At 66.3% G+C, this 20,295-nt stretch carries 16 protein-coding genes; 7 read left to right on the forward strand and 9 right to left on the reverse strand.

Annotated elements, in window-relative coordinates; translation table 11 throughout:
• The first annotated feature begins 10 nt into the window (after positions 1–10).
• Both ACSFBF_RS03590 and adeC read left to right on the forward strand, forming a co-directional pair.
• Positions 11–3,178 carry an efflux RND transporter permease subunit gene (locus tag ACSFBF_RS03590; protein WP_435464954.1) on the forward strand — a complete coding sequence of 1,056 codons (3,168 nt, stop codon included), beginning with the start codon at positions 11–13 and terminating at the stop codon, positions 3,176–3,178.
• 10 nt (positions 3,179–3,188) lie between these two features.
• Positions 3,189–4,673 (forward strand): AdeC/AdeK/OprM family multidrug efflux complex outer membrane factor, encoded by a 1,485-nt coding sequence (gene adeC, locus ACSFBF_RS03595; protein WP_435464955.1) that lies wholly within the window; start codon positions 3,189–3,191, stop codon positions 4,671–4,673.
• A 42-nt stretch (positions 4,674–4,715) separates the two neighbouring features.
• On the opposite strand, the gene ACSFBF_RS03600 is transcribed toward adeC, so the two are convergent.
• Positions 4,716–5,519 carry a MetQ/NlpA family ABC transporter substrate-binding protein gene (locus ACSFBF_RS03600; RefSeq protein ID WP_435464956.1) on the reverse strand — a complete coding sequence of 268 codons (804 nt, stop codon included), beginning with the start codon at positions 5,517–5,519 and terminating at the stop codon, positions 4,716–4,718.
• Between the two features lie 105 nt (positions 5,520–5,624).
• On the opposite strand from ACSFBF_RS03600, the gene ACSFBF_RS03605 reads away from it, so the two are divergent.
• Entirely contained in the window at positions 5,625–5,759 is a 135-nt protein-coding gene (locus ACSFBF_RS03605) for a hypothetical protein (RefSeq protein ID WP_435464957.1), read from the forward strand.
• A 133-nt stretch (positions 5,760–5,892) separates the two neighbouring features.
• On the forward strand, positions 5,893–8,892 hold the full coding sequence (locus tag ACSFBF_RS03610; protein ID WP_435464958.1) for a transglycosylase domain-containing protein: 3,000 nt from the start codon (positions 5,893–5,895) through the stop codon (positions 8,890–8,892).
• A 17-nt stretch (positions 8,893–8,909) separates the two neighbouring features.
• On the opposite strand, the gene ACSFBF_RS03615 is transcribed toward ACSFBF_RS03610, so the two are convergent.
• Positions 8,910–10,241: a dipeptide ABC transporter ATP-binding protein gene (locus ACSFBF_RS03615; RefSeq protein ID WP_435464959.1), complete on the reverse strand. Its 1,332-nt coding sequence runs from the start codon at positions 10,239–10,241 to the stop codon at positions 8,910–8,912.
• Between ACSFBF_RS03615 and ACSFBF_RS03620 the strand changes: the two genes are divergently transcribed.
• Positions 10,236–10,568, forward strand: coding sequence for a molybdopterin dinucleotide binding domain-containing protein (locus ACSFBF_RS03620; RefSeq protein WP_435464960.1), 333 nt, complete (start codon positions 10,236–10,238; stop codon positions 10,566–10,568). The two genes, ACSFBF_RS03615 and ACSFBF_RS03620, sit on opposite strands and share 6 nt — an antisense overlap.
• A gap of 103 nt (positions 10,569–10,671) precedes the next feature.
• On the forward strand, positions 10,672–11,751 hold the full coding sequence (locus tag ACSFBF_RS03625; protein ID WP_435464961.1) for a hypothetical protein: 1,080 nt from the start codon (positions 10,672–10,674) through the stop codon (positions 11,749–11,751).
• Position 11,752: 1 nt separating this feature from the next.
• Here ACSFBF_RS03625 and ACSFBF_RS03630 read toward each other — a convergent pair whose 3' ends face one another.
• The 4 genes from ACSFBF_RS03630 to ACSFBF_RS03645 all read right to left on the reverse strand — a co-directional run bounded on the left by ACSFBF_RS03630 (position 11,753) and on the right by ACSFBF_RS03645 (position 15,525).
• Entirely contained in the window at positions 11,753–12,724 is a 972-nt protein-coding gene (locus tag ACSFBF_RS03630; RefSeq protein ID WP_435464962.1) for an ABC transporter substrate-binding protein, read from the reverse strand.
• A 49-nt stretch (positions 12,725–12,773) separates the two neighbouring features.
• Positions 12,774–13,103, reverse strand: coding sequence for a 4Fe-4S binding protein (locus ACSFBF_RS03635; RefSeq protein ID WP_435464963.1), 330 nt, complete (start codon positions 13,101–13,103; stop codon positions 12,774–12,776).
• Positions 13,100–14,725, reverse strand: a complete 1,626-nt coding sequence (locus ACSFBF_RS03640; RefSeq protein ID WP_435464964.1) for an FAD-dependent oxidoreductase — start codon at positions 14,723–14,725, stop codon at positions 13,100–13,102. Before ACSFBF_RS03640 ends, ACSFBF_RS03635 begins: the two co-directional genes overlap by 4 nt.
• Before the next feature lie 494 nt (positions 14,726–15,219).
• Positions 15,220–15,525, reverse strand: coding sequence for a DUF3892 domain-containing protein (locus tag ACSFBF_RS03645; RefSeq protein WP_435464965.1), 306 nt, complete (start codon positions 15,523–15,525; stop codon positions 15,220–15,222).
• A gap of 261 nt (positions 15,526–15,786) precedes the next feature.
• On the opposite strand from ACSFBF_RS03645, the gene ACSFBF_RS03650 reads away from it, so the two are divergent.
• A complete protein-coding gene (locus ACSFBF_RS03650; protein WP_435464966.1) occupies positions 15,787–16,365 on the forward strand; it encodes a hypothetical protein in 579 nt (192 codons plus the stop codon).
• A 164-nt stretch (positions 16,366–16,529) separates the two neighbouring features.
• On the opposite strand, the gene ACSFBF_RS03655 is transcribed toward ACSFBF_RS03650, so the two are convergent.
• Genes ACSFBF_RS03655 through ACSFBF_RS03665 form a run of 3 tightly spaced genes read right to left on the reverse strand, consistent with a single transcriptional unit; the run spans position 16,530 to position 20,154 of the window.
• Positions 16,530–17,996 carry an N-acyl-D-amino-acid deacylase family protein gene (locus ACSFBF_RS03655; protein WP_435464967.1) on the reverse strand — a complete coding sequence of 489 codons (1,467 nt, stop codon included), beginning with the start codon at positions 17,994–17,996 and terminating at the stop codon, positions 16,530–16,532.
• 33 nt (positions 17,997–18,029) lie between these two features.
• Positions 18,030–19,145, reverse strand: coding sequence for a DSD1 family PLP-dependent enzyme (locus ACSFBF_RS03660; RefSeq protein ID WP_435464968.1), 1,116 nt, complete (start codon positions 19,143–19,145; stop codon positions 18,030–18,032).
• Between the two features lie 37 nt (positions 19,146–19,182).
• The gene (locus ACSFBF_RS03665) at positions 19,183–20,154 is read right to left on the reverse strand and encodes a Bug family tripartite tricarboxylate transporter substrate binding protein (RefSeq protein WP_435464969.1); all 972 of its coding nucleotides are present in this window, start codon (positions 20,152–20,154) and stop codon (positions 19,183–19,185) included.
• Positions 20,155–20,295 lie beyond the last annotated feature (141 nt).

A 20,295-nucleotide genomic window follows, 5' to 3' on the forward strand; every position in this document is an offset into this window, starting at 1 on the left:
GAAGACCACCATGGCACGCTTCTTCATCGACCGCCCCATCTTCGCGTGGGTCCTCGCCATCATCGTGATGCTGGGCGGCGTCATGTCCATCGCCACCTTGCCGATTGCGCAATACCCGAGCATCGCGCCGCCCGCCGTCGCAATCACCGCCAACTACCCCGGCGCTTCCGCCAAGACGCTCGAAGACACCGTCACCCAGGTCATCGAGCAGAAGATGAAGGGGCTGGACCGGCTGAGCTACATGGCCTCGACCAGCGAGTCGTCGGGCTCGGTCACCATCACGCTCACCTTCGAGAACGGCACCGACCCAGACACCGCGCAGGTGCAGGTGCAGAACAAGCTCTCGCTCGCCACGCCGCTGCTGCCGCAAGAGGTGCAACAGCAGGGCGTCACCGTCACGAAGTCGGCCTCCAACTACCTGAATGTGCTGGCCTTCACCTCGGAAGACGGCAGCATGAACGGCGCCGACCTGTCCGACTACGTGGCAGCCAACGTGCAGGACGCAATCAGCCGCGTCGAAGGCGTGGGCGACACCACGCTTTTCGGCTCGCAATACGCGATGCGCATCTGGATCGACCCGAACAAGCTCTCCAGCTTCAGCCTCACGCCGCTGGACGTGAAGAACGCGATCACGGCACAGAACGCGCAGGTTTCCGCTGGCCAGCTCGGCGGCATGCCTGCGGCAAGCAACCAGCAGCTCAACGCCACCATCACCGCGCAGACGCGCCTGAAAACAGCGCAGGAGTTCGAGGACATCCTGCTGCGCACGCAAACCGACGGCTCGCAGGTGCGCCTGCGCGACGTGGCCCGCATCGAGCGCGGCAGCGAGTCGTACAACACGGTCGGGCGCTACAACGGCAAGCCGGCCGCGGGCCTGGCCATCAAGCTGGCCACGGGTGCCAACGCGCTCGACACGGTCAAGGGCATCGACGCTCGCCTGGTCGAACTCCAGAAGTTCTTCCCGCCGGGCATGAAGGTGCAGAAGCCCTACGACACCACGCCCTTCGTGCGCATCTCGATCGAGGAAGTTGTCAAGACGCTGGTCGAAGCCGTGGTGCTGGTGTTTCTGGTGATGTATCTTTTCTTGCAGAACTTCCGCGCCACGCTGATCCCGACCATCGCGGTGCCCGTGGTGCTGCTGGGCACCTTCGGCGTGCTCGCGGCCTTCGGCTTCACCATCAATACGCTGACAATGTTCGCGATGGTGCTGGCCATCGGCCTGCTGGTCGACGATGCAATCGTGGTGGTCGAGAACGTCGAGCGAGTGATGGCCGACGAAGGCCTCTCGCCCAAGGAGGCCACGCGCAAGTCCATGGACCAGATCACCGGCGCGCTGGTTGGCGTGGCGCTGGTGCTTGCGGCGGTGTTCGTGCCAATGGCCTTCTTCAGCGGCTCCACCGGTGTGATCTACCGGCAGTTCTCCATCACCATCGTCTCGGCCATGACGCTGTCGGTGCTCGTGGCGCTGGTGCTCACGCCCGCCCTTTGCGCAACGCTGCTCAAGCCGGTCGACAAAGATCATGCGATGGCCACTACCGGCTTCTTCGGCTGGTTCAACCGCAGCTTCGATCGCGGCAACCACCGCTACCAGGGCATCGTGCGGCACATGGTGGGCAAAGGCTGGCGCTACATGGCCGTGTACGCGGTGCTGCTGGCGGCGGTGGTGTTCGGCTTCATGAAGCTGCCGGTGGGGTTCCTTCCGGACGAAGACCAGGGCACGATGTTTGCGCTGATCCAACTGCCGCCGGGCGCCACCAACGCGCGCACGGACGACGTGATCCGCCAGGTGGAGCATCACTTCCTGGTCGACCAGAAGGATGCGGTCTCGGGCCTCTTCACCGTGGCGGGCTTCAGCTTCGCAGGCGGCGGGCAGAACACGGGCTTTGCGTTCATCAAGCTCAAGCCCTGGGACGAGCGCAAGGGCGACGCATTGAGCGTGACTGGCGTGGGCGCCAAGGCTGCCGCCTTCTTCGCGACTTTGCGCGATGCCAGGGTGTTCGCCTTCGCGCCGCCGGCCGTGTCGGAGCTCGGCAACGCAACCGGCTTCGACCTGATGCTGCAGGACCGCGCCAACCTCGGCCACGAGGCGCTGATGCAGGCGCGCAACCAACTGCTCGGCACGCTCGCCAAAGACCCGCGGCTGGTGGCCGTGCGGCCCAACGGCCAGGAAGACACGCCCGAGTTCAGGCTCGAGATCGATCCGCACAAGGCGCAGGCGCAAGGCCTCTCGATGTCCGACATCAACGACACCTTCTCCACCGCCTGGGGCAGCAGCTACGTCAACGACTTCATCGACCAGGGCCGCGTGAAGAAGGTGCTGCTGCAGGCCGACGCACCGTTCCGCATGCTGCCCGGGGACATCGACCGCTGGTACGTGCGCAACAGCGCCGGCACCATGGTGCCCTTCACCTCCTTCTCGAAGGCGAGCTGGATCTCGGGCTCGCCACGGCTGGAGCGCTACAACGGCGTGCCCTCGGTGGAAATCCTGGGCATGGCCAAGCCGGGCAGCGCCTCCAGCGGCGAGGCGCTGGCCATCGTCGAGGAGGCGGTGGCGAAGCTACCCGCGGGCATCGGCTACGAATGGACCGGCCTGTCGCGCCAGGAAAAGGCATCGAGCGGCCAGACCGGCCTGCTCTATGCGCTGTCGATCCTGATCGTCTTCCTGTGTCTCGCGGCGCTGTACGAGAGCTGGGCGATTCCGTTCTCTGTGATCCTGGTGGTGCCGCTCGGCGTGCTGGGCGCGCTGATCGGCGCGATCCTGACGTGGAAGATGAACGACGTGTACTTCCAGGTCGGCCTGCTCACGACCATCGGCCTAGCGTCGAAGAACGCCATCCTGATCGTCGAGTTCGCGAAAGACTTGCACGCACACGGCAAGAGCCTGGTCGAGTCGGCGATGGAGGCTGCTCGCATGCGGCTGCGGCCCATCCTCATGACCTCGCTGGCCTTCGTGCTCGGCGTGTTGCCGATGGTGCTGGGCACCGGTGCGGGGGCCGGCGCGCAGCATGCGCTGGGCACGGCCGTCATCGGCGGCATGCTGTCGGGCACGCTGCTCGCGATCTTCTTCGTGCCTCTTTTCTTCGTGCTGGTGCGCGGCCTCTTCAAGGGACGGTCGCCCTCGCCTGCTTTGCCCGCTTTGCCGGACTCGCATGCACAACCGGCTGCGGCCGCTTCCTGAGGTGTCTGCCATGAAACCATTCCGCCTTGCTCCGCTCGCGCTCGCCGCCCTGATGGCCGGTTGCAGCCTTATTCCCACCTACCAGCAGCCCGCGGCGCCTGTGGCCGGCAAGTTCGCTGGCGACACGGGCAACGCCCCGGCCTCAACACCGGTCGCCGACCTCGGCTGGCGCGAAGTCTTCACCGATCCGTCGCTGCAGCGCGTGATCGAGATGAGCCTCGCCAACAACCGCGACCTGCGCGTCGCGGTGCTGAACATCGAGAAGGCCCGCGCGCAGTACCGGGTGCAGGATGCGGCGCTTTTCCCCACCGTCAACGCCAGTGCCAGCGGCAGCGGCAGCCGCACGCCGGCCGACCTGTCGTCGACGGGCGAGGCCCTCACGGCGCGGCAGTACAGCGCGTCGCTCGGGTTCAGCTCCTACGAAATCGATCTGTTCGGCCGCGTGCGAAGCCTGAGCGCGCAGGCGCTGGAGCAATTTTTCTCCACAGCCGAAGCACGACGCAGCACGCAGATCACGCTGGTGGCCGAGGTGGCGACCAGCTACCTCACGCTCGCGGCCGACCAGGACCAGCTGAAGCTCGCGCGCGACACCCTGCGCAGCCAGAGCGACTCCTACAGCCTCAACCAGCGCAGCTTCGAGCTGGGCGTGGCGTCGGCGCTCACGCTGAGCCAGGCGCAGACCAGCGTCGACACCGCGCGTGTCGACGTCGAGCGCTACACCTCGCAGGTAGCGCAAGACCGCAATGCGCTGGTGCTGCTCGTGGGCGCCGACGTGCCCGACGAACTGCTGCCGCAATCGCTGCCCGATGGCATGGCAGCCGCAGCAAGCCCGCTGGCCACCATTCCGCCGGGGCTGCCCTCGGAGCTGCTGCAACGGCGGCCCGACATCCTGCAGGCCGAGCGCGACCTGAAAGCCGCCAACGCCTACATCGGCGCGGCGCGCGCGGCTTTCTATCCGAGCATCAGCCTCACCGCGTCGGCCGGCACGTCGAGCAGCCAGCTCTCAGGCCTGTTCAAGGGCGGCTCGGGCAGCTGGAGCTTCGCGCCGCAGATCACGCTGCCGATCTTCGACGGTGGCGCCAATCGCGCCAACCTCAAGATCGCGACCGTGAGCCGCGACATCTCGGTGGTGCAGTACGAAAAGGCGATCCAGACGGCGTTTCGCGAGGTCTCGGACGCGCTGGCGCAGCGCAACACACTGGGCCGCCAGCTCGATGCACAACAGTCGCTGGTGAACGCGACAGCAGAGAGCTACCGGCTGTCGGACGCTCGATTCCGCCGTGGCGTCGACAGCTACCTGAGCGTGCTGGATTCGCAGCGCTCGCTCTACACGGCGCAGCAGAACCTCATCACCACGCGCCTGTCGTGCCTGACCAACCTCGTGACCTTCTACAAGACGCTGGGCGGCGGCTGGGTGGAAAACACCGGCACGCCGACGATGGCTTCAGAGCAGCCAGCTGCATCGATCGCGAAGACCGCGCAGGCCTCGTCCTGATGGGGCATGCCGCCGCTGATCTCCACGACCCTGATCACGTGGTCAGAAAGCCGGGATCACCGCACCCTTGTATTTGTCCTGGATGAACTTGCGGACCTCCGCCGTGTGGAGCGCGGCCACCAGCTTGGCGACCGCCGGCGAGCCCGCGTTGTCCTTGCGCGCAGCGATGAAGTTGGCATAGGGCGACTTCTGGCCGCTCTCGATGAAGAGCGCGTCCTTGCTCGGGTCGAGCTTGGCCTCGAGCGCGTAGTTGGTGTTGATCAGCGCCAGGTCCACGTCCGGCAGTGCGCGCGGCAGCTGCGCAGATTCGAGCTCGCGGATCACCAGCTTCTTCGGGTTGGAGACGACGTCGCGCGCGGTCGACTTGATGTTGGACGGGTCTTTCAGCTTGATCAGCCCTTCCCTCGCCAGCAGCGACAGCGCCCGGCCTGAATTGGACGGGTCGCTCGGAATCGCGACGACAGCGCCCTCGCGCAGCTCCGAAGCCTTACGGATCTTCTGCGAATAGGCACCGAAGGGCTCGATGTGCACGTCGCTGTTCGGCACTTCCACGATGTCGGTCTTGCGGTCCTTGTTGAAGGAATCGAGGTACGGCCGGTTCTGGAAGAAGTTGGCGTCCAGTTGCTTGTCGCTCACTGCCAGGTTCGGCTGCACGTAGTCGTTGAACACCTTGACCTGCAGGTCGACGCCCTGCGCCTTCAGCTGCGGCCGGATGAACTCCAGGATCTCGGCGTGCGGCACCGGCGAAGCGGCCACGCGCAGCACCTCTTGTGCCTGTGCTGAGGCGCTAAGGCCGGCGACAGCAAGCACCGTCACGGAAAACGCGCGTCGGAATGAAAGCAACATGGTTCTGGATTCCCTCTGGAGATAGGTTTGTTCGCCCGCTTTCCTCAGAACGAGAAAGCGTGGGCGTCGCAGGTTAGCCGCGCAGCCCTGCGGCCCAAACAACGGATGGGCGCTTCCCTGAATCTCTACCAGCCGGTGTTCATCACCATCGCCAACCAGCGCGTGCACGACCACTCGCTGACGGCGGATGGCGTGGAGTCGAACCTGGCCGATGTCTGGGTGGACGAGGCGAAGAAGTAGCGCCTTTGGCAAGGCGCCGGGGCCGCCCATGCGTCCGGTAATCTCGGCTTGATCATGCACAAGCCAAATCGCCGCGAAAAGCGCATCATCGTGACTGAGGAACCCACGGTGCAGGCTGTTCGCGAGGCAGAGCATGAAATGGTTCAAGAAGCTCTTCTGGGTCGGCGCTGGGCTCGCCACTGGGGGAGCGCTTGCCGTATTCGTGGCGGACGAGTTGAAGACCTCCCGGCTGCAATCGGCCCTGTGGCGTGACCTCGCCGACGATGCCCGCTTCAGTGTCGACGCCGGTGCCAGCGATGCCATCCGCTTTCCCCATACCGGGCCCTACGACGAGCGGCTGGGCTACCACGACCTTCCCAGCTACATCGAACGCCTGAAGCCGCAGGGTTACGTCGTCACCCGCCAGGCCCGCATGTCGCCGCGGCTGCTCGAACTGCAGGAGTACGGGCTCTTCGCTCCCTACCGCGAGAAAAACCAGGCCGGCCTGACCGTGCGCGACTGCCGCAACGCGGCGCTGCTGCACACGCGCGTGCCGAAGCGCGCGTACGAGCGCTTCGAGGAGGTGCCGCCGCTGCTGGTGAGCGCCCTGCTGTTCGTCGAAGACCGCCACCTGCTGGACGCGCAGCCGGCGCAGCGCAACCCGGCGATCGATCCGGAGCGCTTCGCGAAAGCCGCGCTCGAGCAGGCGCTGCGGGCGGTCAACCTGGGCCAGACGGCAACGGGCGGCAGCACGCTGGCCACCCAGATCGAAAAGTACCGCCATTCGCCTCAGGGCCGCACCGGCTCGGTACGAGAAAAGCTGCGCCAGATGGCATCGGCCTCGCTGCGCGCCTACCAGGACGGCGAGGACACGCAGGTGCGACGCCGCCAGATCGTCGTCGACTACCTCGACACCGTGCCCCTGGCCGCACGCCCGGGCATCGGCGAGGTGCACGGCCTGGGCGACGGCCTGTGGGCCTGGTACGGACGCGACTTCGGCGAGGTCAACCGCCTGCTCGCCGACAACGCTGAAGAGACAGCTCCCTCGGACGAAGCGCTCCGGCAGCAGGCCGAGGCCTTCAAGCAGGCGCTGTCGCTGATGATCGCGCAGCGCCGCCCGTCGCAGCACCTGCTCGGCGACGGCGCAGGCCTGGCCCGGCTGACCGACAGCTATCTGCGGCTGATGGCCGAGGCAGGCCTGATCACGCCCTCGCTGCGCGATGCGGCGCTGCCGCTGCCCTTGCGCCTGCAGCCCGAACTGCCGCCAGCGCCCCGGCCGGACTTCGTGCAGCGCAAGGCCGCGACCGCGCTGCGCACCCACATTTCCACGCTGCTGAACGTGCCGCGTGCCTACGACCTGGAGCGCCTCGACCTCGAAGCCGAGACCAGCCTGGACGGCGAAGCACAGGTGCTGGCGGCGCGGGTGCTGGCGGGCTTGCGGACGCCCGCCGCGGCCAAGGCAGCGGGATTGTTCGGCTCCCACATGCTCGACCCGGGTGCGGACCCAAGCCCACTGGTCTACAGCTTCACGCTGTTCGAGCGCGGCGTGCAGGAGAACCTGCTGCGCGTTCAGGCCGACAACATCGACCAGCCTTTCGACGTGAACCAGGGCGCGCGGCTGGACCTCGGCTCGACCGCCAAGCTGCGCACCCTGGTGAGCTACCTTGAGCTCGTGGCGCAGCTGCACGCGGACTGGGCCGATCTGAGCCCTGCCGAGCTGTCGGCACTGACGCCGAGCCCGCGCGACCCGTTGGGCGCGTGGGCGCGGCAGTACCTGTTGCGCGCCAAGGATCGCCGTCTCGCACCAATGCTCGAGGCGGCCATGGAGCGCAAGTATTCGGCGAGCCCGGGCGAGGCCTTCTTCACCGGCGGCGGCCTGCACCAGTTCGAGAACTTCGAGCGCTCGCGCAACAGCAGCTCGATGACGGTGCGGGAGGGCTTCAAGCATTCGGTCAACCTGGTGTTCATCCGCCTGATGCGCGACCTGGTGCGCCACCGCATGTTCGGCGGCGCGTCGGACGCCGAGCGCCTGCTGAAGGACCCTGTCGCCCCTGGCCGGCGCGAGTTGCTCGCGCGCTTTGCCGACCGCGAAGGCTCGGCCTTTCTCATCCGCTTTCATCGCAAGTACCAGCGCCAGTCGGCCGCGGACGCCGAGGCACTGCTGCTGCGCGGCCTGAGGCCGTCGGCGCCACGCCTGGCGAGCGTGCTGTTCACGATAGAGCCCGACGCCAGCGACGCGAGGCTCGATGAGTTGCTCACGCAACGGCTGGGCCGCGGCGCCGGCTCTCCGCGCGCACTGCAGGCGCTGCGCAGCACCTACGCCGGCCTGTCGCTCGCAGATCGGGGCTACGTCGCCCGGGTGCATCCGCTCGAGCTATGGCTGGTGGGCTTCCTGCGGCGCCACCCCGGCGCAACACTGACCGAGGTGCTGGACGCGAGCACGCGCGAACGCCAGGAGGTTTACGCCTGGCTCTTCAAGACGCGCCACAAGAGCGCGCAGGACAAGCGCCTGCGCGAGCTGATCGAGCTCGACGCCTTCGCGCAGGTTCATCGTTCGTGGCAGCGCCTGGGCTACCCGTTTGCATCGCTGACGCCCTCCTACGCGAGCGCGATCGGCGCATCGGGCGACCGGCCGGCCGCCCTGGCGGAACTGATGGGCATCATCGTCAACGACGGCGTGCGGCGGCCCACGCAACGGGTCGGCGCACTGCACTTCGGGCGCGACACGCCCTACGAGACACGGCTGGAGCCGCGCAACGCGAGCGTCGAACAGGTGCTGCCCCCCGAGGTGGCCGCGACGGTGCGCCGCGCGCTGGTCGAGGTGGTGAATGACGGCACGGCACGGCGCCTGAAGGGCGCGCTGGTGGACGCGAACGGCCGCGCGATCGAGATCGGCGGCAAGACCGGCACCGGCGACCACCGCTACGAGCAGACCGGCCGCGGCGGACGGGTGATCTCGGAGCGCAAGATCGACCGCTCGGCCACCTTCGTGTTCATGATCGGCGACCGCTACTTCGGCACCATCATGGCCTACGTGCACGAACCCTATGCCGCCCGCTACCGGTTCACGAGCGCGCTGCCGACGCAGCTTCTGAAGTCGCTGGGGCCGCAGTTGCTGCCTGTGCTCGAGCGCAGCGGGTGCGGCGGGGATTGACAGACAACAAGGGCGGCTCAGGCTGCCTTGCGCTGCTCCGCTCCCGGCACCGCGGCGATCAGGCTGCGCGTGTACGGATGCTGCGGCTGGTTCCAGATGTCGCGGTGGCTGCCGGTCTCGACGATCTTTCCCTGGTTCATCACCATCACACGGTCAGCGATGTAGCGCACCACAGAGAGATCGTGCGAGATGAAAAGGTAGGAAAGCCCGAAGTCCTCCTTCAACTCCACCAGCAGATTCAGGATCTGCGCCTGCACAGACACATCGAGCGCCGACACAGGCTCATCCAGCACCACCAGCGAGGGCCGCAGCACCAGCGCCCGAGCAATGCCAATGCGCTGCCGCAGCCCTCCCGAAAACTCGTTGGGAAAGCGCCGCCCCGCATCGCCCGGCAGACCCACGCGCTCCAGGATGGCCGCGATGCGGTTGTGCCGCTCCGCGCGGTCCGACACTCCGTGCACCTTGAGCACCGATTCGATGATGTCGAACACGCTGCGCCGCGGATTCAGCGACGCATACGGGTCCTGGAACACCATCTGCACGCGGTGGCGCCACGGCTTGAGCGCCTTCTCGGACAGCGACGCGATATCGGTGCCGTCGAAAACGATGCGACCACTCGCCGGGTTCACCAGCCGCAGCAAGGTGCGCGACAACGTTGACTTGCCGCAGCCCGACTCACCCACCAGTCCCACGGTTTCGCCAGCACGGATATCGAAGGACACGCCATCGACCGCATGCAGCACGCCGCCGCCACGCTTTGGGTAATCGGTGCGCAGGTCCTGCACCGACAGCAGCGGCTCGCCGGCCGCGTTGCGAACCGGCAAGGCCCGCACCTTCGACGTGGGTTGGGGCACATGAAGCGCGAAGTCACGCACGCCAGTACCGGGATCGAGCCGCGTCTGTATCTCGGGCAGCCTTGCATCGGCGTAGTGCAGCGAGCTGCCGGCATGCAGCGAGGCGCCCAGCAGGCCCCTGGTGTAGGCATGCGACGGTGCGGCAAAGAGCCGGGAGGTGGGCGCTTCTTCGACCTTCTCTCCGCCATACATCACGGCCACGCGGTCGGCCCACTGAGCGACCAGGCCGAGGTCGTGCGTGATCAGCAGCAGCGCCATATCGAGCTCGCGGCGCAGGCCGTCGAGCAGTTCGAGGATCTGGGTCACGTCGAGGGCCGTGGTCGGCTCGTCGGCCACCAGCAGGCGCGGCTTGCAGGCCACGGCCATCGCGATCATCACGCGCTGGCGCTGGCCGCCCGAGAGGTTGTGCGGATGGTCGTCGATGCGCTGGTGCGGCTCGGGAATGCGCACGAGGTCGAGCAGCTCGAAGTCGAAGCTGAAGCTCTCGTCGTGCACCGATGCGGCGACCTGGTGCGCGTCTTCAATGCGCTGGGGGAATTCCTCGCGGGAGCGGTGCTGTCCGATGGCGTGCGGCCCGGCGTGGCGCAGATAGCGACGGGCGCCTGGTATGACCCGCTCGATGCACGCAAGCCGGGCAGCCTGGAGAAGCACGGCAACCCGAATGTGCTGACACCGGACACCGGCAGCTCCCGCCTCGGCCAAGGCTGCTCGGCGCAAAGTGCGCAGGTGGAGGTGGCGCTGTGGACCGCGCCCTTGCCACCGGTCACGGCCTTCGAACCGCCCGCGTTCGCAACGCTCGGAAGCGAAGCCACGGCGGCATAGGCATGCGGCCCCTTTGGGTCGATGCTGGTCCTGCGCCTCGCTAAGATGCGCACGGTAACGCCCGGCATCGCCGCCGCGGCGCAATCGCCACGAGGGAGCCCCTTTGACCATCGACCTGCAGACGCTCAAGTGCGGTGAATGCGGCAGCGGCGTGCTTCAACGCTCCGGCCTCAACCAGTACACCTGTGCGCATTGCGGGTCGATGTCGGTCGTGGAAGACGACGTTTCCGACCGGCTGGAGCGGGTGCTCGAGCAGGTCAAAGACGAAGCCGGCCGGAGACTGGCGGTCGAGCAGTCGGCACGCGCCAAGACCATGGCGCGGACGATAGCCTTGGCTGCAGCAGCGGTGGTGGTGCTGGTCACAGGCTTCTTCGGTGTCATGGCCTACGTCATCGACCGCAACCAGCCGCCGGGCACATACAGGCCGGGCGGCGCTTCGACGGCGCAGCGCACCATCGCGAGCGAAGGCCTCAAGCTCGAGGCGCGCCAGGTGCTGGTGGGCAGCGGCAGCTCCGCGAAACCCCAACTGCTGGTGATTGCGCGCAACGAAACCGGCACGGCCCTCGAACGGCCGAATGTCAAGGCGATCTTCTACGACCGCGACAGCCGCATCGGCGAGAACAGCGAAGCGGTCCCCATCGGCACGCTGATGCCTGGCGAGATGGTGCCGGTGCTGATCAAGCTGCCGGGCGACGGAACCCCAACGCGGCAGGAGCTGCAGGTGGATGCGCTGTCGGCACCGTACTGGAAGATCGAGGGCCCGCCGCTGCAGTTCACGCGCGTGCGGCTGGTGCAGCAGGATGGCGAGATTTGGCTGTACGGCCGCCTCGCCAACACGCGCAAGGATGAAATGGCGCTGGTCGGCATCGAGGTGCTGGTCACGCTGTACGACGATGCCGGCTCGGTCATCGGCTTCGGGCATGGCTTCTCGCAGGCCAGCGAGATCGGGCCGGGCGAGCGCAGCGCGGCGGAAGTGCGCATCGAGCGCCTTGGCGACCGCAAGGTGCCGGTCGGGGCATGGGACTACCGCATCGACTACAACCTCACGGCAGGCGCGCAGCAGGTGCGCAACCGGGTATTGAGCAGCAACCGGGTGATTCGCACGACAGGCGCGCCGGAGGCCTTACCCCCGTCGCCGCGAATGAGCAGCGAGGCGCTGCTGGCCGAGGTTGCCGGGCGTTAGCTCAGGCGTCGTTCACGCGCCACTGTGCCAGCGCGAAATCGCGGGTCACCAGGTTTTCGGCCAGCAGGAACTTCTTGACCTCGTCGAGCAGTGCCAGGCCTTCGGGCGGATACGCGGCCTCGGGAAAATGCGAAAGCGGATGCGAGACCTTCACGATGTCCAGCGGAAAGCCGCTGACCTCCGAATGAAAGGCGTAGTAGTCCGCGCTGTTGCGACGGATCTCCTGCAGCGCCGTACGGCGCGCGCGCGTCCATGCGGCGGGCAACCCGGGCGCTGCCGCAAGCACCTTGCCGGACGCGACGATCACCGAGGTGCCGCGCAGCGTTGGATGCTTCTCGGCCTCGTCGATGACCGGGTAGCCGCGCGAGGCCAGCAGCGGCCCCACGTCGATCTGCGCCGCAAAGGCGGCGATCGAGCCCTGGTCTAGCGCTGCTTCACCGTCACGCGGGAACATGTGGATCACCTTGACGGACTTCTGCAGTCCGTTTTCCTTGAGCAGGCCCAGCACGTAGCGGTGCATGTAGGAGCCGCGCGCCACGCCGATGGATTGCCCTTCGAGTTCCTTCACGCTGCGCACGCCGTTGCGCGGCGTGAGTAGCCAGACGTTCATGCCCACCGCGTCGAAGCCGATGAGCTGGCCATCGAGTCCGCGCGAGCGGGCCACCACGGCGGGCGTGTCGCCGTAGATGCCGACGTCGAGCGCGCCCGAGAGAAAGGCTTCGTTGAGATCGGGCCCGTTCGGAAAGTTGCGCGTCGTCACTTCCCTGAAGCCGAGCGGCGCCAGCTCGCGCAGCAGGTGCCCCTGGCGCAGCGCCCAGCCAGTGGCGTTCGCGGGCTTCTTGCCCGGGCCGATGTAGCCGAGGCGCAGCACCTGGCCGTTGCCCTGCGCCATGGAAAAGATGGGCAGTGCGCTCGCGGCTGCAGCGGCAACAGCGCCGCGCAGCAACCGGCGACGGCTGGAAAGATCTGGCATCGGGAAAGCTCGCGGAAGAAAAATTCGGAAGAAAGACGAAAAGGACGGCTCAGTGCGCGCGCCGCAACAGCTCGAAGCTGGCATCGGCCGATGCGGTCGACTGCCGGCCGCGGCCCCAGCCGACGTCGCGGCGGTAGCTGCCCATCAAGGCCTCGGCGGCGGCATCGCGCTCTTCGGCTGTGGCGCCGCGGTCTGCAATGGGTGCGACGTAGAGCGCGTCTTCGGGGCAGTACAGCTCGCACATGAAGCAGGTCTGGCAATCGTCCTGCCGCGCGATGCGTGGCGGAGCATCCGGCACTGCCTCGAACACGTTGGTCGGGCAAGCGCTCACGCAGATGTTGCAGCCGGTGCAGCGGTCGGCGCTGATGACTTCGATCATGCGGCCACCTCGTCCTGTACGGCATGCCGTTGCACCCAGACCTCGTCGAGCCCGCCGCTGAGCAGCCGGTGGCGCTGCGCCGGATCGAGCACGCCGTGCTCGCGGCGGCGGTGCATGCCGCGCGTTTCGGTGCGCTGCAAGGCGCTGCGATACATCCAGCGCGAGGTGGCGAGCATGGCGGCGGCCTCGCGTGCACGCACGGCCTCGGTGGCCGATGCGGCCGGCGCGCTCGTGCGCAGGCGCTCCCAGAGGGCATCGAGCCGCGAGAGCGAATCGTGCAGTGCATCGCCTTGGCGGAACCAGTTGCGCTCGTACGGGAAGACTTCGGCCTGCACGGCGCGGATCACTTCCTGGCTGTCGAAGGGTGTCGCACCGCGCGACGACAGCGCCACGCCGCCCGCGCGCAGGGCCGTGCGGCTGGCACCGGCGGCGCGTCGTGCATCGCGGCCGAAAGCCGCCGCCCCGGCGCCGGCCCAGAAGCCCGAGGACAGCGCCCAGGCCGCGTTGTGGCTGCCGCCGCCCGTGAAGCCGCCGCAGATCAGCTCGCGCGTCGCGGCGTCGCCCGCGGCATAGAGGCCGGGCACCGATGTGGCGCAGCTGTCATCCACCAGGTGCAGGCCGCCCGTGCCGCGCACGGTGCCTTCGAGCCGCAGCGTCACCGGAAAGTGCTGCGTGAAAGGGTCGATGCCCTGGCGGTCGAAGGAGACGAAGAAGTTGGGTTGTGCGGTTCGCATCCACGCACGAATCTGCGCGTCTGCGCGGTCGAGGCAGGCGAACACGGGTTGCGACTGCAGCGTCTGCGCGATCACGCTGCGCCCCTTGGAGGAGCCCGCGCCTTCGATCGCCACGCCATCGGCCGCGTAGAAGGTCGCCCAGTTGTAGAACAGCGATTTGGTGACCGACGAGAAGGCCGGCCCCAGCCCGTAGGCGTTCGAGAATTCCATGCCCGAAAGCGCCGCGCCCACTTCGGCCGCCATCAGCTGGCCATCGCCGGTGAGCACATTGCAGCCGAGCGCGCGGCTCAGGAAGGCGCAGCCGCCCGTGGCAATGACGACCGCGCCGGCACGCACCACCCACGTATCGCCCGTCTGCCGGTTGACGCCGGTAGCGCCGCAGACCGTGCCGTGTTCATCGACCAGCAGTTCCAGCGCGGGGCTGTGATCGAGGATGCGCGCGCCCGACTCCTTCACGCGCTTGCGCATCAGCCGCATGTATTCGGGGCCTTGCAGCGAGGTGCAGCGCAGCGCGCCCTGGTCGTCGGCGGGAAAGGGGTAACCCCAGTCCTTGAGCCGTTCGACGTTGGCCCAGGTCTGCTCGAGCACGCGGTCCATCCAGGCCTGCTCGGCCAGGTGGCCGCCCATCGCGAGCCGGCTGGCCTTGGCCTCTTCGCGCGCCTTGCCGTCGGGCGACACGTGCCAGAGGCCGGTGCCCGAAGGCGCTGTCGCACCCGAGGTACCGCAGAAGCCCTTGTCGGCAAGCAGCACGCGCGCGCCCTGCGCGGCGGCGCTCACCGCGGCCCATGCGCCGGCGGGGCCACCACCGATCACCAGCACGTCAGCCTGATGCCGAACGGAGCCATCGGCCCCCGAAAGAATCTGCCGCTCGAAATCTCTCGCGCCCATGGTCGCTTGCCTCGAAATGCAAAGAGAGCGACCGTATCAACGGACGTCTCAGCGCACAAAGAAGGAAAGCGTGGATCGATATGCGGCCGGTGCAGGCGCAGGTGTTTGATTCAGGCGTGAACCCGGCGTGCGTACAACCGCCGCGCGATGCAGTCTAGGAGATAGCCGAAGGCCTCGATCGGTTCGATGACGGCCATGAGTTCGGAGTACGCCAGCCGGCCGCGTGTGTCCAGCACGAAGTAGCTGGGCCCAGCCAACGCTCATCTGCAATCGTCAACCACAGCGAGCTCCCGTCAAGTTTCCTCTGTTATCGAAATATCTTGCGCACCATCAAACTTGCCATCATTGATTGCGAGTCGGTCGTTCGAGGGCTTCAAGCCGTCGCATTGCTCACCAAGCTTCTCTGTGCAAGCGGTTATCGAACTTGATCAAAGTAATCTGGAAATTCAACTCCACGGCGTACCCTCGACACAGCAGTTGCCACAGCCAGAAACTCAGAAGGAGGCAAGGTTTTCGAGATTGTCAGAAGCCGATTTATCAGCAGCAGTAGTGATGTAGTTTGTCATCACCGGCAAGACTTTGACGGGTGCTCCTTTGCTCCAGCGACCACCTTTCTCGACGATGGTGATGAACGTCTTGCCTAGCTCAAGCAGCTTGACGACTTCTGCACGCGAGTATTCCTTTGCAGCTCCAATCGTGTTCTTTTCGTCGTCGTGTACTCGCACTTGGACTCGATCGATATGAATGTTTCCGCTGTTGTATCGAACAGCTGAGATGCAATAGTCCGCCCATTTCGCCATGAAAACCTCTCCGTTTCAGTGGAGCGGATTTTGAACTCAAGCAACCTTGCGATGTATCCCTCATCCATGGGATTGGCCTCACCGAAGTAGAGTAATTAAATTACTGCGCCAATTCCTCTCGAGTTCGGTTCATCGCCGAAGCTCACGAGAGGTTCCTCGGACAGCTTGTTCACCCATCTACCGATCCCGCGCTCGTTTTATCAACATTCCCAATAGGCATCGAACCACACATGATGTCGAATCATGACGAGGAAAAGGAACATGGATGAGCTTCTGGCGGCATGCACACAGCAGATTTCGCAGCAAAGCGGTGTGGCATTGAGGGATTGGCTTCAGCTAATTGCAATTGTGGCGGGCATTGGTAGTTTCATCTGGAAGCTCAATGCCGATACCAGGATGGCGCGCTACAGAGAAACGATTGGCTTCCTTGAGAAACGCACTCAGGCGCTTGAAGACGGTTGGAAGGCGATCAAGGTAGCGGCCGCTTCAGATGCGGATTACGAAGAGTTGGCAAAGAAGATGTTTGCAATGCTCGACACCGCTGCTCTCTTGGTCAGGGATGGAGGCTTCGACAAAGCCTTGATCTACAACTACTGGTGGCACTACTTCGTCCATCCGATGCGGAACGATAAGGTCGCGCAATGGATCACGGATCGCAACAGAAAAGATCGTGCCGTTCTGGAGCATTTTCTTGATCTCAACCGTGAGTTCAGTGAGCGTAGTGACAGGGAGGAAAGGGGCGAGATCTGCTATTGGACCTATCGGGAGGAAATCGTCGCCAAGATCCGAGCATGGATGGCGAAGGCCAAATCTGGGCTGCGAATCAAGCGCGACCAGTGACACGCTCCAGCTGATTCCAAAGGATCGGCTGCCAACCACAAGCCAAGATTGGCTGACAGCAGCCTCAAAGCGGATCGCATCGGCGAGAACGAATGGCGCGGTCCCAGGCACGCCGATGACTTCGGCGTAGCAGCGTCGCGCTGCTTCAATTCAGTGGCAGCGCCTCAGCTCGCCGTCTGCGGCACTTCGCGCGCCAGCACCCGCCCCGGCCGCGCCCCAGTCGAACCGCCGTCGCGCCACACGACCGCGCCGTTGACGATCACCGCCTCGATGCCGTGGGCCGGTGCAATCGGCGTTTCATACGTGGCGGCCTCGCCCACAGTGTCCGCGTCGAACAATGCCAGGTCGGCATATGCGCCTTCCTTCAGGACACCGCGGTCCTTCAGGCCGAAGTTCTTCGCGGTCAGCCCGGTCATCTTGTAGATCGCGGTTTCCAGCGGGAACAGCCCGAGCAGGCGCCCGTAGTGGCCCAGCACGCGCGGAAAGCTGCCCCACAGCCGCGGATGCGGCGCGGCATCGTGCGGCAGGCCGTCGGAGCCGATCATGGTCTGGTCGAACTTCAGGATGCGCTGCACGTCGGCCTCGTCCAACCGGAAGTAGATTCCGCCAGCGGGGCTGAGACGCCGGATCGCCTCTTCCTCGGTGACGCCCATTTCCTTTGCGATGACGTCCAGGTCGCGGCCGGCATGTTCGGGCAGCGATTTCGACCAGCTCACGATCACGCGCGAGGAGCTTGCCGCCCGGTCCGCCGACAGGATGGTGGAGCCGGCCGTGTAGGGATAGCAGTCCAGGCAGATCGGCTGGTTGGCCATGTTCTTTTCGATGAAGGACAGAGCCTCCTCCGAACGGCCATGGTTCGCCGGCCCCACCACCTTCATGTGCGAGATCACCACCTGCACCCCGACCTCGCGGCCGACGCGGAAGGTTTCTTCTAAGGAGTCGATCACCCGGTCGGCCTCGTTGCGCATGTGGGTGCAATACACGCCGTTGAAGTCTTTCAGCGGACGGCAGGTTTCGATCACCTCCTCGGTGGGCGCGGCAATCGATGGTTCGTAGAACAGGCCAGTGGATACGCCGATGGCGCCGGCCTGCAGCGCCTCCAGCACCAGTTCGCGCATGCGGGCGATCTGTTCCTGCGTCGCCGGCAGTTCGAGATCGTCCAGCGTTGCAACGCGCAAGGTGGTGTGGCCCACCAGCAAGGCGCAGTTGGTCGCGGCGGGCTTGGCGCGCAGTTCCCCGATGTACGAGGCGAAGGTGGGAAAGGAGAACCAGCCGCCCTCTTCGTCGAGCAGGTTCAGCGGCGGCGTGACCGGTTGCGTGATGCCGCCCGGCATCGGCGCCAGCGAAATGCCGCAGTTGCCCGCGATCACCGTGGTGATGCCCTGGCTGACCTTGGGCGCCATGTCGGGGTCGGACAGCATGAGGCGGTCGTCGTGGGTGTGCGCGTCGATGAAACCGGGCGCCGCAATGCGCCCTGCCCGGTCGATCTCCACCTCGCCGTGCGCGGCGGACAGATCGCCGATGCGTGCGATGCGGTCGCCGCGAATGCCGATGTCGCCCGTGAAGCGGGGTGCGCCGGTACCGTCGACGATGCTTGCGTTGCGGATCAGAAGGTCGAATTTTTCCTGCATCGATTGCCTTGGATTGCCTTGGATTGAAGGGAGTTAAAGCAGCGCGCCGCGCGCGGTGATCGGCCACAGGGCCTCCACCCGCTCGCCGCGTACGCAGACCAGGTCGTCGTAGAGATTGACGGTCGGGTCGCAATGGCCGGGTACCAGCATCAGCTGGTCACCCAGAGAAAGCGCGGCGGCATCGGGCGTGGCCAGCGCACCGTGTTCGTCGGCGGCTTTCACGTAGCGCAGGTCGGGCCGCTGCCACACGGTGGGCATGCCCGAGTCCACGCTGGAGGCCTTGAGGCCCGCGTCGACGATGGCGCGCTCGGGCGTGGCGCGGCTCATGACGGTGGTGCGCACGAACAGTGCGTGCTCGAACGCGATGTCGTGCTCGCCACGCTGGTTGTCGCCGTAGTCGCGATCCATGAAGACATAGGAGCCGGCCTGGATTTCGTTGAAGACGCCGGAGTCGCGCTCGTGCAGGAAGCTGCCGGTGCCCGCGCCTGTCACGCGCTCGACGGCGATGCCGCAGGCTTCGATGGCCGTGCGGGTCATGCGCGCAGCCTCTGCGGCAGCGGCAATGGCCGCGGCGCGGTCTTGCGGTGCGCGCAGGTGCTGGGCTGGCCCGTGATAGCAGTGCAGGCCCATGAAGCGCAGCGGTGCACTGGCCGCGATCTGCTGCGCGAGTCGAACTGCTTCTTCGCCGGGGGCAACGCCACATCGGTTGGCGCCGACGTTGACTTCGACGTACACATCCAGCGTCACGTCCTCCGCCTGCGCTACGGCAACCAGCGCCTGCACCTGCTGCGGGTGATCGACCAGCACGCCCATGCGCGCCTTGCGGGCCAGCGCGGCCAGGTGGCGCAGCTTGGTTTCGCCCATCACCTGGTTGGTGACCAGCACGTCGGCGATGCCGGCTTCGACGAACACAGCCGCCTCGCTGACCTTCTGGCAGCAGATGCCGGTCGCGCCCAGGGCGATCTGGCGCAGGGCGATTTCCGGGGTCTTGTGGCACTTGGCATGGGCGCGCAGGCGCACGCCGCTGTCGCGCAGTGCCTCGGCCATGCGCGCGAGGTTGCGCTCGAAGGCGTCGAGGTCGAGCACGAGCGCGGGGGTGTCGATGGCGTCGAGGCGATCGCCGGGCCTTGCGGCTTTCCAGGGAGTCATTGGCAAGAAGGGTTTGTTGGAGGAATCGACCGGGCCTTCAATCGATCTTCGCGCCCGAGTCCTTGATGATCTTGGCCCACTTGAGCGTCTCGCGCCGCGAGAGGTCGAGGAATTGGTCCGACGTGGCGAAATCGGTCTCGGCGCCCAGCAGCCTGAAGCGTTCGCGCAATGCCGGGTTGGCCAGTGCGGCGCGAATCTCGGCATTGAGGCGCGCCACCACGTCCTTGGGCATGCGGGCCGGGCCGATGATGCCGCCCCAGGCCTCCACCTCGAAGCCCGGCACGCCGGCCTCGGCAATGGTGGGAATGTTCGGATAGGTGGGCGAGCGCTGGCGCGACGAGATGCCCAGCGCCCTCACCTTGCCCGCCTGGGCCTGCGGGCCGGACACCGGCGTGTTGACCATCATGAGCTGCACACCGCCGCCGATCAGGTCGGTGATGGCGGCCGTCGCAGCCTTGTAGGGCACGTGCAGCATGTCGGTGCCGGTCATGGCCTTGAAGAGCTCGACGCCCAGGTGCGCGGTGGTGCCGTTGCCGTCGGACGCGAAGGCCAGCTTGCCCGGATTCTTCTTCGCGTAGGCAATCAGCTCGGGCACGCTCTTGACCGGCAGGTCGTTGTTGACGATCAGCAAGTTGGACAGGCGCAGCGTGTTGGCGACCAGCGTCAGGTCTTTCTCGACGTCATACGGCACGTTGGGCAGCAGCGACCGGTTGGTGGCCAGCGAGACGATGTTGCCGTAGGCCAGCGTGTAGCCATCGGGTGCGGAATGCACCAGGTCCATGGTGCCGATCGTGTAGGAGCCGCCGGGCTTGTTGTCGACCACGATGGGCACGCCCATCTGCTGCGACAGTTGCGCGCCCAGTGCACGCATCAGCGCATCGGGTGCGCCGCCCGGGGCCGAGGGCACGATCAGGCGGATCGGCTTGTCGGGATAGGCCGCAAGGCCCGGCATCGAGACCGCCGCCAGCACGGCGAGGACGAGAGTAAACAGCAAGGCACGTGGACGCATGGCAGAGAACTCCGGCAATGAAGGATCGGTGAGCGGATGATCTGCCCGCCAACCGGGTTGGACAAGCCATGTTTCCTGGGTTTAGCATGAGCTTTCCTCATGCACGAGGCCGGTGCGCATAGGCAACCTCATCGGGTGCAT

The organism is Variovorax nivicola, assembly GCF_051216475.1.
Classification (GTDB): Bacteria; Pseudomonadota; Gammaproteobacteria; order Burkholderiales; family Burkholderiaceae_C; genus Variovorax.